At 59.5% G+C, this 10,517-nt stretch carries 7 protein-coding genes; 4 read left to right on the top strand and 3 right to left on the bottom strand.

What is annotated here, in order from left to right; translation table 11 throughout:
* Positions 1–3: 3 nt before the first annotated feature.
* The 3 genes from BIS10_RS14340 to BIS10_RS14330 are packed head-to-tail and all read right to left on the bottom strand — an operon-like array spanning position 4 to position 3,124.
* Positions 4–846 carry a carbohydrate ABC transporter permease gene (locus BIS10_RS14340; protein ID WP_172416076.1) on the bottom strand — a complete coding sequence of 281 codons (843 nt, stop codon included), beginning with the start codon at positions 844–846 and terminating at the stop codon, positions 4–6.
* Positions 846–1,838: a carbohydrate ABC transporter permease gene (locus tag BIS10_RS14335; protein ID WP_062374551.1), complete on the bottom strand. Its 993-nt coding sequence runs from the start codon at positions 1,836–1,838 to the stop codon at positions 846–848. Before BIS10_RS14335 ends, BIS10_RS14340 begins: the two co-directional genes overlap by 1 nt.
* A gap of 14 nt (positions 1,839–1,852) precedes the next feature.
* The gene (locus BIS10_RS14330; RefSeq protein WP_253506112.1) at positions 1,853–3,124 is read right to left on the bottom strand and encodes an ABC transporter substrate-binding protein; all 1,272 of its coding nucleotides are present in this window, start codon (positions 3,122–3,124) and stop codon (positions 1,853–1,855) included.
* 341 nt (positions 3,125–3,465) lie between these two features.
* Between BIS10_RS14330 and BIS10_RS14325 the strand changes: the two genes are divergently transcribed.
* The 4 genes from BIS10_RS14325 to BIS10_RS14310 all read left to right on the top strand — a co-directional run.
* The gene (locus tag BIS10_RS14325) at positions 3,466–4,998 is read left to right on the top strand and encodes a carbohydrate porin (protein ID WP_253506110.1); all 1,533 of its coding nucleotides are present in this window, start codon (positions 3,466–3,468) and stop codon (positions 4,996–4,998) included.
* Between the two features lie 133 nt (positions 4,999–5,131).
* On the top strand, positions 5,132–7,852 hold the full coding sequence (malT, locus tag BIS10_RS14320; RefSeq protein ID WP_253506108.1) for an HTH-type transcriptional regulator MalT: 2,721 nt from the start codon (positions 5,132–5,134) through the stop codon (positions 7,850–7,852).
* A gap of 151 nt (positions 7,853–8,003) precedes the next feature.
* Positions 8,004–9,683: an alpha-amylase family glycosyl hydrolase gene (locus BIS10_RS14315; protein WP_253506106.1), complete on the top strand. Its 1,680-nt coding sequence runs from the start codon at positions 8,004–8,006 to the stop codon at positions 9,681–9,683.
* The coding region (locus tag BIS10_RS14310; RefSeq protein ID WP_253506104.1) for an ATP-binding cassette domain-containing protein at positions 9,671–10,517 on the top strand (847 nt) is incomplete at its 3' end. The genes BIS10_RS14315 and BIS10_RS14310, both read left to right, overlap by 13 nt.

Here is a 10,517-nt window from a genome sequence, read left to right as displayed (position 1 = left end):
GGCTTAGCCCTTCACGGCACCCGCCGTTAGGCCGGAAACAATGCGGCGCTGGAAAATAATGACCAAAATCACCAGCGGCACGGTTACCACAACGGAGGCGGCCATAATCGGCCCCCAGGGCAGTTCGTAAGCGCTACCGCCGGACAGTAGCGCGATAGCTACCGGCACCGTGCGCTGGTCATCGGTGAGGGTAAATGTCAGGGCGAACAGGAATTCGTTCCAGGCGGCGATAAACGCCAGCAGCCCGGTGGTGGCCATGGCCGGCCACATCAGCGGCAGAAACACCTTGGTAATGGTCACCCAGGGCGTGGCGCCATCCATGATCGCGGCCTCTTCCAGCTCCATGGGCAGCTGCTTCATAAAGGTGGTGAGCACCCACACCGTGAAGGGCAGCGTAAAGATGGTGTAACTGAGGATCAGGCCTGCGGGGTTGTTATATAGATTCAGCGCGCGAATTACCTCGAACAGCCCAGAGAGCACGGCCACTTGAGGGAACATCGAAACGCCCAGAATGACCAGCAGCACCGTCGAACGGCCCCGAAAGCGTACCCGCCCAAGCGCATAAGAGGCGGTGATACCCAGCAGCAGGGCGATAAACACTACGCTAAAGGCGACGATGATGGAGTTGAAAATCGCTCGCACAAAGCTCGATTGGCTAAAGATTTGCGCGTAGTTGTCCAGGTTCCAGTTCGAGGGCCATAGCTCCACGCGGAACAGGTCGCTAGAGGGTTTGAGCGAGGTGATCACCGCGTAGTAAAACGGGAACACTGCATACACCATAATGACGGCAATCAGTGCCCAAAAACCAACGCGTTTAGCAATTTTGGCGAACTGGCGGCTGTTCATCAGTCACCTCCCAATTGAATCTGTTTGCGGCCAAGGTAGAGATAAGCCACGGTGGCCAGCGCGATGATCAGGAACAGCAGCGTAGAGGCCGCACTGCCATAGCCGACGTCCTGGAATTCGACGAGCTGCTGGCGCGCATACACCGACATCGACATCGTGCTGGTGGAGTTGGAGGTCAATACATAGATCACGTCGAAGACCCGCAGGGCATCCAGCAGGCGGAAGATCACCGCCACCATCAGCGCTGGGGTAATCAGCGGTAGCGTGACTTTGAAGAACACGCGCACGGGGTGAATGCCATCCACCTCAGCAGCTTCATAGCAATCTTTAGGCAGCATCTGCAGCGCGGCTAACACCAGCAGCGCGACGAAAGGAATGGTCTTCCAAACGTCAACCATAATGACCGCCCACATGGAGTAGGTGGCGCTGGCTGTCCAGGCGATGGGATTATCAATAATGCCAACCACCATCAGCAGGTGGTTGATGATGCCGAACTGATCATTCAGCATCCACGCCCACATCTGGGCTGAGACAATGGTGGGGATGGCCCAAGGGATGAGGACCGCCGCACGAACAATCACACGGCCTTTAAATTCTGCGTTCAGAATCAGCGCCACGATGACGCCAAACACTACTTCCAGCGAAACGGAAACGACCGAGAAGTAGACCGTGTTCCACACGGACTGCCACCATACCGGGTCGGCTAGCACGCCAAACCAGCGGCCGTTGTCGTAAACCAGATAGTTTTCAAAGCCAATCAGGTTTGCGGCGCCTAAATCGGACAGCGACGCATCGGTAAAGCTGAGAAAGAAGGTGCGAAGTAACGGCCAGCCCGCCACCAGCGTGAGGGCAATCAGCATGGGGGCTAAGAACAGCCACGCCGCCTTGACGCGTTGGCGGCGGACCTTGGTACCCCGTTGCCGCCGCGCTGGCGTGGCGGAACGCGCCCCGAGGGGCGCGTTTTGGTGAGAGTGGTGAGAAGAGCTCGACATAGGTGTCTCCGCGTTTACCAGTTGCGACGCTTCAGGCGCAGCAATTCGCCTTCAAGGTCAGCGACGGCTTGAGCGCCATCTTTGGTGCCGGACAGCACGTCATGAGAGGTGCTAAAGAAGGCGTTGCTGACCCGGCCATAGGCACCGCCGGTAGGTGCAGAGGGGCGGGCAACCGCACTCGTGAAGGTGTCGTAGAGCGTGCCGAAGAAGGGCACCGCTTCCAGTACTTCCTGGTCCTGGTAGAGCGCATCGATGGTGGGGTTGTAGGACGCCTGAATGGCGCGACGTTTCTGCTCTTCTTCACCGGTCAGGTAAGCCACCAAATCCGCCGCAATGTCAGGATGCTCGCTGTAGCGCGACACGGCCAGGTTCCAGCCGCCCAGGCCCGCAGCGCTTTGGCCCTCTTCACCGCCAGCAGGCAGCTGCACGACGCCTACTTTGCCGCGCACGTCGCTGTCATCGCTTTGGGCCAGCGCCCAGGCGTAAGGCCAGTTGCGCATGAAGACGGCATTGCCGCCCTGGAAAACACCCCGTGCTTCTTCTTCGGTGTAGTTCAGCACGCCTTCCGGGGAGATGTCACCGATCCAAGAGGCGGCCAGATCCAACGCTTGGGCAGCGCGCTCGTTGTTGATGGTCACTTCGCCGTCGTTATCGACCACGGTACCGCCGCCAAAGCTGGCGACCCATTCCAAGGCGTTGACGGTCAGCCCTTCATAGGCGCGCCCTTGGAATACGAAGCCTTGCATACGGTCGTTGCCCGCTTCACGCTCGGCGTTTTGAATATCGCGCGCAGTGTCGGTGAGCGCCTGCCAGGTGGTCGGAACGTCATGACCGTGCTTTTCCAGCAGGTCTTCCCGGTAGTACAGCACCCCCGCATCGGTAAACCACGGCATGGCGACCAGACGATCATCGATGGTGTTGTTGACCACGATCGTCTCGAAATGGCCCGCGGCTGCGTCGTCACCCAATACCTCGCGAAGATCGAGCAGGTGGTTGGCCAGCAGGCCGGGCCACACCACGTCAACCTGCATCACGTCGATATCGCTGGAGTTGGCGGAGAGAATTTGTTGATAGAGAGATAGGCGCTCGGTGGACGAGTTGGGCGTTGAAACCACATCGACGCTGTGGCCGGTTTTCTCTTCCCAAGCGCGTACGCCTTCTTGGCAAAGGGTCAACTCTGCACCAACCGCACCACAGGAGATCGTCAGTTCGGCCGCTTGGGCAGACCCGGTGGCACTGGCAAGACTGGCCAAAGCGATAGCTGAAGTGAGTAGTGTCTTTTTCATTACGGCGTTCCTCGGCGTTTATTGTTGTGGGTGATGGGGGATCAGAGCGCTTGTAGCGCCTACTTAAACGATTAAGTACGCTGCCAGTTAGCCGTCTGTCATCGTGAAGTTCAATAGAGACTTTTGTCTAATCTATTTCAATTCGGTTTCTCTAAGATAAATAGTGCTTTAGACATTGGTCGATAATTAGTAAAAGCTTGTTGGTTTACTAGCTCTTAATCGATTAAGTTTTAGTGGCTGTCGCTCTTCGGCTCAAAATAGAAGTTGCTTTGCAACATTATTCAAGGGAAGGCGGTGCCTGGAGCCAGCGTCACGATCAGAACAAAAATAGATTTAAAACAATGCACAAAATGACATTCAAGACACCATTAGCCATCGCCGTTGCCACTGCCAGCCTCGGACTTTGCGGTGTTGCCAACGCCGACACGACGATGGAAGAGCGCTTTGCCGAGCTAGAAGCGCGCATTGCGGCCGCCGAGCAGCGGGCTGAGGCTGCCGAGCGCCGCGCGGAGTTAGCTGAGCAGGGGCGCGGTGCTGCGCCTGCTTCAAGCGCGCCAGCAGCGGCAACTACCGATGCCGATATCGAAGAGCGCCTGGCACGCGTTGAGCGCCAAGCCAGCGGCGAAGAAGGTTTCTCGTTTAACGTGTATGCTCGTTCTGGCCTGTTGAACGGTGAAGATGGCAAAAGCGCACCGGGCGGCCCGTACCTAACGCCCGCCGGTGGTAATGGCGGCGCAGTGGGGCGTTTGGGTAACGAAACAGACACCTACGCCGAAGCTATCCTGAACTACCGGATGCAGTTTGATAACGGTGCAAAAGCGCGCTACACCACGATGATTGCGGACGGTGTCAATACCAGTAATGATTGGACGGGAGCCGAATCTCAGCTCAACGTCCGTCAGGTCTACGCAGAGTTCAGCGACTTGCCGAGCTTTACCGGCGCGTTTGAGAATGCCTCCATCTGGGCCGGTAAGCGCTTTGACCGCAATAACTTCGACATCCACTGGCTCGATAGCGATGTAGTCTTCCTGGCCGGTACCGGTGGCGGTGTTTACGACGTCCAACTGGCAGAGAACTGGAAAACCAACTTCTCGCTTTATGGCCGCACCTTCAGCGACTATCCGGTCGTCAACCGCGAAAACCCTGGTTTAGACGGTGAAAGTAGCGATACTGATAACTTGATCCTTACCTCCAACAACTACTTCGGTAACTGGCAGGTGATGGTCAACGGCATGTCTGCCGCGGATAACGACGAGCGCGATATTGGCGTTGGCCAAACCGCTGCAGATACCGGCTGGCACACCATGGTGGCCTACCACGGCGACAGCTTCTTCGGCATGGGTGAAGGTAACTTCAAAGCGGCGGTTCTGCATGGCCAAGGCTTGGGTGCCGAAGTGAAGGGGCTCGGTAGCAACGGTGATCTAACCGACGATGCCTCCACGACGCGTCTGGCCGTTTACGGTACAACGTATGTTGCTCCGAAGTGGCGCGTTGCTCCCGCCATTCTGGCGGAAACCAGCGATGACCGTTTTGCTAGCGGTGACAGCTACGACTGGGCGACCCTGAACGTTCGTCTGGCGAACGAGATTAACCAGAACTTTGAAATGCAGTACGAAGCCAGCTACCAGTGGATGGATTTCGAACCACAGGGTTACAGCGGCCGCAATGCGGTGGATGGCGACTACATGAAGTTCACCATTGCACCGACCTTCAAGCCGGAAGTGGGTGGTTTCTGGAAACGTCCTGAAATCCGTCTGTTCACTACCTACAGCGATTGGGATGAGAACCTCAACAGCTACGGTTCAAGCTTAGGCAGCGATGGCTTTACGGGTGGTGAGTTCACCTTCGGCGTACAAACCGAGGTATGGTTCTAAGAGCGAACCGCTCACTAGCAAGGCTGTTATTGATACGTTTGTTTCACCAATGCTGATTGCCCGCGATTCGTCGCGGGCTTTTTATTAGCCTAGGTTTACTAGGCTAGGTTTTGGGTAGTGAAAGGAGAGGGCCATGCCGCTGCTTCAAGAAAAGCTAAAAGCACCGCCGCTGCCACTGAGCGTCGTGGCAAGGCCGCGCCTGAACGATTTCTTCGCGTTGAACGAGCGGATACGCTTGCTGGTCGTGCAAGCGCCTTCGGGCTATGGCAAAACCACGCTGCTGGCTGAACGCCTACCCGTCCTGGAACAAGAGGCGGCCTGGCTGCGCTTGGATCAGCGCGATAACCAGCCCGAGCGCTTTTTGAGCTACTGGCAAGCGGCCATCCAGTCGCTGCTAGGCGACCATACGCCGCTGTCGCCTTTGGCCGAAGGGGCGGAGTGCGCTGAGCAAAAGTGCGTTGAGCAATTAGAGCGCTGGCTGGCCGAGCTGCCTGAACAGCGCGCAGCCTGCCGATTGGTGGTGGATGAGTTTGAACACCTTACCCACCCCGATATTTTAGCCGGGCTGGCCCACTGGCTACGCCACCAGCCACCCTGGCTGACCTTAACCATGGCCAGCCGCTCCCGCCCTGCGTTGGGCCTTGCCAGCCTGCGGTTACGCGGCGAGCTTGAAGAGATCGACCTTAGCGCCCTGGCCTTTGATAGCGAAGAGGCGCAAACCCTCTGCGCGGAGCAGCTCAGCTTTCCCCCTACGCGGGTAAGCCTTGAGCGGGCGCTACGCAGAAGCGGCGGCTGGGTGATGGCGCTGAATTGGCTGGTGGAGCGCACCACTACACGCGCCGGGTTCGATGCGCTGGTCGAGCGGTTAAACGGCGGGCATCCTGATTTTGTGGCGTGGTTTGATGAGCTGCTGGCCGAGGCACTGCCCGCTGAGGAGCGTGAGCTTCTACTGCAACTCGGTGTGCTGGAGCGCTTTTCCCCTGAATTGATGGCGCGCCTGCTGGAGGGCGAGCGGCTCACCCAGCGGCTAGATGCCTTCGAGCAGGCGGGGCTGTTTATCGAGCGGCCCGACCCTCATGCCCAGTGGTACCGATTTCAACGGCTGTTTGGTGAGTACCTGCGCCACCGCCGCCACGAGCTTAGCTTGGCCACCCAGCGCACGCTGCACCAGCGGGCCAGCCAAGCCTGGTTGGCACTCAACGACCCAATAATGGCGCTGCGCCAAGCCATTCTGGCGGAAGCGCCCGACGATGTGGCCAGCCTGCTGGTTTCCCAGGGGCCTGCGCTGCTTGCCAGCGGGGCCTACGCGCTGCTGGCTCAAGGCCTCGGGCTACTAGGAGAGCCGCAAATCTCGACACGCCCGGAGCTGGCGCTGCTTTATGGCTGGGTATCCCACGCCCAGTTTCAGTTTGATATCACCGCACGGGTGATTAGCTGGATCGAAGCGCAGCTGGAGGTGCCCGATTGGCAAGTGTTGAGCGCGGAGTTTGCCACCCTGCGTGCCCAGCTGGCGATCAATCAAGGCAACGCCGAGCGTGCCGCTCCGCTCGCCGAACAGGCGCTGGCCGTGCCCGCCCGCTATTTAGCCTCCACACCGCTGACCGCGACAGCCATTTTGAGCGAGGCGCGCTTTGTGCTGGGCTATCTGGATGAGTCGCTGCAGCGGGTGCGCGAGGTGGAGCGCTCGGCACGTCAGCGTGAGGATCATCAGCTGCTGCTGTGGTCGTTCTGCCATCAGTCGGAGACGCTGGTGGCCCAGGGGCGCTTGCAGGCCGCTTACGATATTCAAGAACGCGCCTTTGCCCACCTGGAGCGGGCAGAGCTTGAGCACCTGCCCGTGGCGGAATTTCTCTACCGGATTCGCAGTCAGGTGCTCTGGGAGTGGCACCGCCTGGATGAAGCCGAACAGGCCGCGCTGAAAGGCATTGCCGTGCTGGATAACCAGGGCGAGCGCTGGACGCTGCAGTGCCATATTCAACTGGCCAAAATTGCCCAGAGCCGTGGCGATCAGGCTCAGTGCGCCGACCATATCCGGCGGCTGCGTAAAATCCTGGCCGAAGGCGATTACCATATCGACTGGGTCGCTAACGCCCACGCCACGCTGCTGGCCTGGTGGCACTCCACGCAAGATCTCGACGCGGTGGAGCGCTGGCGCCAAGAAGCGCCCGCGCCCATCACTGAAGGAGCCACCAACCACTTTGCCCAATGCAACGTACGCAATCACGCTCGGGCACTTACGCTGCTGGGCCGCTTTGATGAGGCCCGAGCGCTGTTAGAGGCGCTAGAGGCGCACACCCAAAGGTTAGGGCTAGTCACCGATGCCAACCGCAATCAGCTCTGCCTCGCGGCCGCGGCGTGGTATGCAGGCAGCGAGGAGCAAGCCCGCCACCACATGCATCAAGCGCTCAGCTTGGCTTCCCGCACCGCGCTGGTAGGCAGCTTTCTGCGCTTGGGTAAACCGCTTGGGGAGCTGCTCAACGGCTTACTCGTCAGCGGCACGCTAGCGGCTTTAGAGCAGGCGAGGGCAGAGCGGCTGCTGGCGCTGGCGGGCCAACAGAAGGATTTCGGCTGCGCCCGACGCTTAATGCTAGATGAAGCGGTCATCGCGGATATTGTCGCGAGGCCCGACGTGCCAGAGCTGATCCGCACCTCGCCGCTGACCCGCCGCGAATGGCAAATTCTGGGGCTGATTCACGCCGGGCTCTCCAACGAACAGATTGCCGAGCAGCTCTCGGTAGCACCGACCACCATCAAAACCCATATCCGCAGCCTCTACCAAAAGCAGAATATCCGCCGCCGGGACGAGGCCATTGCCCTGGCAGGGCAGCTCTTGGCGCATATCCAGGGGGAGTAAGGCGCCGCGTTACCACTCCTCCCCGCACCTACGCCTGGCACTCCCCCGGGGGGAGGATTTTATCCCTTGGCGTAGCCTGCATCATGCCGACTATGGGTAATTACTCGGTTGTTAATAAAACCGTCGGCAATAACAAGGATAAGGACTCACCATGATGCAGACACCTTCTACTTCTCACTACGTTGGCAGCCAGGGGGCCGACTGGTGGCGCGGCGCGGTGATTTACCAAATCTACCCGCGCAGCTTTATGGACAGTCACGGCGACGGCATTGGCGATTTGAAAGGGGTGATCGATAAGCTCGACTACATCGCCTCCCTAAACGTCGATGCGATTTGGCTCTCGCCATTTTTCACCTCGCCAATGAAAGATTTTGGCTACGACATCAGCAACTACCGCGATGTAGATCCGATGTTCGGTACGCTGGAAGACTTCGACCGCCTAGTCGAAGCGGCCCATGCGCGGGGGCTGAAGGTGACGATTGATCAGGTGATGTCTCACTCCTCAGACCAGCACGCCTGGTTTGAAGAGAGCCGTCAAAGCCGCGACAACCCCAAAGCCGACTGGTACGTGTGGGCCGACCCCAAGCCCGACGGCGCGCCGCCCACCAACTGGCAGTCAGTATTTGGCGGCAGCGCCTGGCAGTGGGATACCCGCCGCTGCCAGTACTACCTGCACAACTTCCTGGCCAGCCAGCCGGACCTTAACTTCCGCACCCCTGCGGTAGTCGACGCCATGCTGGAAGAGGTGCGCTTCTGGTTGGAGCGCGGCGTAGATGGCTTCCGGCTGGATGCGGTGAATTTCTGCACCCACGGCGAGTTAAAAGACAACCCGCCGCGCCAGGAAATTATCGAGAGCTTCCTGGGCGTTCGCCCCGACAACCCCTACGGCTATCAGCTTCACCAATACGATAAAACCCAGCCGGAAAACCTGCTGTTTCTGGAGCGGCTGCGGGCGCTGCTGGATGAGTACCCCGGCACCACCAGCGTGGGCGAAGTGGGCGACGACGACGCCCTGGGCGTGATGGCGGAGTACTCCCAGGGCGGCAAGCGCCTGCACATGTGCTACTCGTTTAACTTGCTGACCGATAAAGCCGACCCCGGCTATTTGCACGAAACGCTTACTGAAATGGAAGCGCGCATTGGCGATGGCTGGCCCTGCTGGGCGCTGGGAAACCATGACGTAACGCGACTGGCAACCCGCTGGCAGGCGGAAGGGCAGCTCGAGAAGCTGCGCCTCTATTTGGTGTTCCTGTTCAGCCAGCGGGGCAGCGTATGCCTCTATCAGGGCGAAGAGCTGGGCCTGCCCGAAGCGCAGCTGACCTTCGAGCAGCTCGTCGACCCGGCAGGCATTACTTTTTGGCCTGCTTACAAAGGCCGTGATGGCTGCCGCACGCCGCACCCCTGGCAAGCAGATGCCCGCCATGCGGGCTTTAGCAGTGCCACCCCTTGGCTGCCGGTACCCGATTCCCACGCAAGTTTGGCGGTGGATCAACAAGAGCAGGATGCCGATTCGTTGCTTAACGCTTACCGTGCTTTTCTAGCGTTTCGCCGCACCCAGCCTGCGCTGGTTAAAGGCGACGTGCGCTACCATCCGGTACGCGACGAGGTGCTCTGTTTTGAGCGCACCTATCAGCAAACGCGCTTGTTGGTAGCACTCAACTTTAGCGATCAAACCGTGACCCGCCCGGCTCCCGAGGGTGCTGAAGCATTGGAGGATGCGCCTAAGTGGCTAAACGGCGAGTGGCAGGCAGGTACGCTGACGCTGCCGCCGTTTGGGGGGGCGATTGCCCGCTGCCCGCAAACACAGGAGGATGCGCCATGGGACGTTTAACCCTCAGCGGCATCGGTAAATCCTTCGATGGTGTCGAAATCTCACGGGATATCGACCTCACCATCGAAGACGGCGAGTTCGTCGTTTTCGTGGGCCCCTCCGGCTGCGGTAAATCCACGCTGCTACGCATGATTGCAGGCTTGGAAGACATTACCGCAGGAGATATGCAGCTCGATGGTCAGCGGATCAACGAGATTCCGCCCCAGGAGCGGGACATCGGCATGGTGTTCCAATCCTATGCCCTCTACCCACACATGAGCGTGGCCGAGAACATGGCGTTTGGCTTGAAGCTGGCACGTACCGACAAAGCGGAAATTCGCCGCCGCGTGGAGCACGCCGCCGAGATGCTGCACCTCACCGAGCTTTTGGAGCGCAAGCCCAAAGACCTCTCCGGCGGCCAGCGCCAGCGGGTCGCTATTGGCCGCACCCTGGTGAAAGAGCCTGCAGTGTTCCTGTTCGACGAGCCGCTCTCCAATCTGGATGCCGCGCTGCGCGTGGATATGAGGGTACAGATCGCCGCGCTGCACAAGCGCTTAAACGCCACCATGATCTACGTCACCCACGATCAGGTGGAGGCGATGACCCTGGCGGATCGTATCGTGCTGCTCTCGAAAGGGCGTATTGCCCAGGTAGGCGCGCCGCTGTCGCTGTATCACTTTCCCAATACCCTTGAGGTGGCGGAGTTTATCGGTTCGCCGCGGATCAATACGCTGCCGGTGACGGTGGTCGACCCCGGCGAGCGCCAAACCGTGGTGCGCCTGCACAGCGGTGAAACGCTGGCGGTGGCGGTGAACGGTCAGCAGCTTCAGGCCGGTGAACACGCCACGCTAGGGC

The organism is Halomonas sp. 707B3, assembly GCF_024158645.1.
GTDB classification, from domain to species: domain Bacteria; phylum Pseudomonadota; class Gammaproteobacteria; order Pseudomonadales; family Halomonadaceae; genus Vreelandella; species Vreelandella lionensis.
Note: the sequence above shows the minus strand (reverse complement) of the source record. Positions and strands in the feature narration are given on the sequence as shown.

Bases quoted from the DNA above. Each gene is read 5' to 3' on its own strand.
- BIS10_RS14340 (WP_172416076.1), bottom strand. From the start codon at position 846: ATGAACAGCCGCCAGTTCGCCAAAATTGCTAAACGCGTTGGTTTTTGG.
- BIS10_RS14335 (WP_062374551.1), bottom strand. From the start codon at position 1,838: ATGTCGAGCTCTTCTCACCACTCTCACCAAAACGCGCCCCTCGGGGCG.
- BIS10_RS14330 (WP_253506112.1), bottom strand. From the start codon at position 3,124: ATGAAAAAGACACTACTCACTTCAGCTATCGCTTTGGCCAGTCTTGCC.
- BIS10_RS14325 (WP_253506110.1), top strand. From the start codon at position 3,466: ATGCACAAAATGACATTCAAGACACCATTAGCCATCGCCGTTGCCACT.
- malT (WP_253506108.1), top strand. From the start codon at position 5,132: ATGCCGCTGCTTCAAGAAAAGCTAAAAGCACCGCCGCTGCCACTGAGC.
- BIS10_RS14315 (WP_253506106.1), top strand. From the start codon at position 8,004: ATGATGCAGACACCTTCTACTTCTCACTACGTTGGCAGCCAGGGGGCC.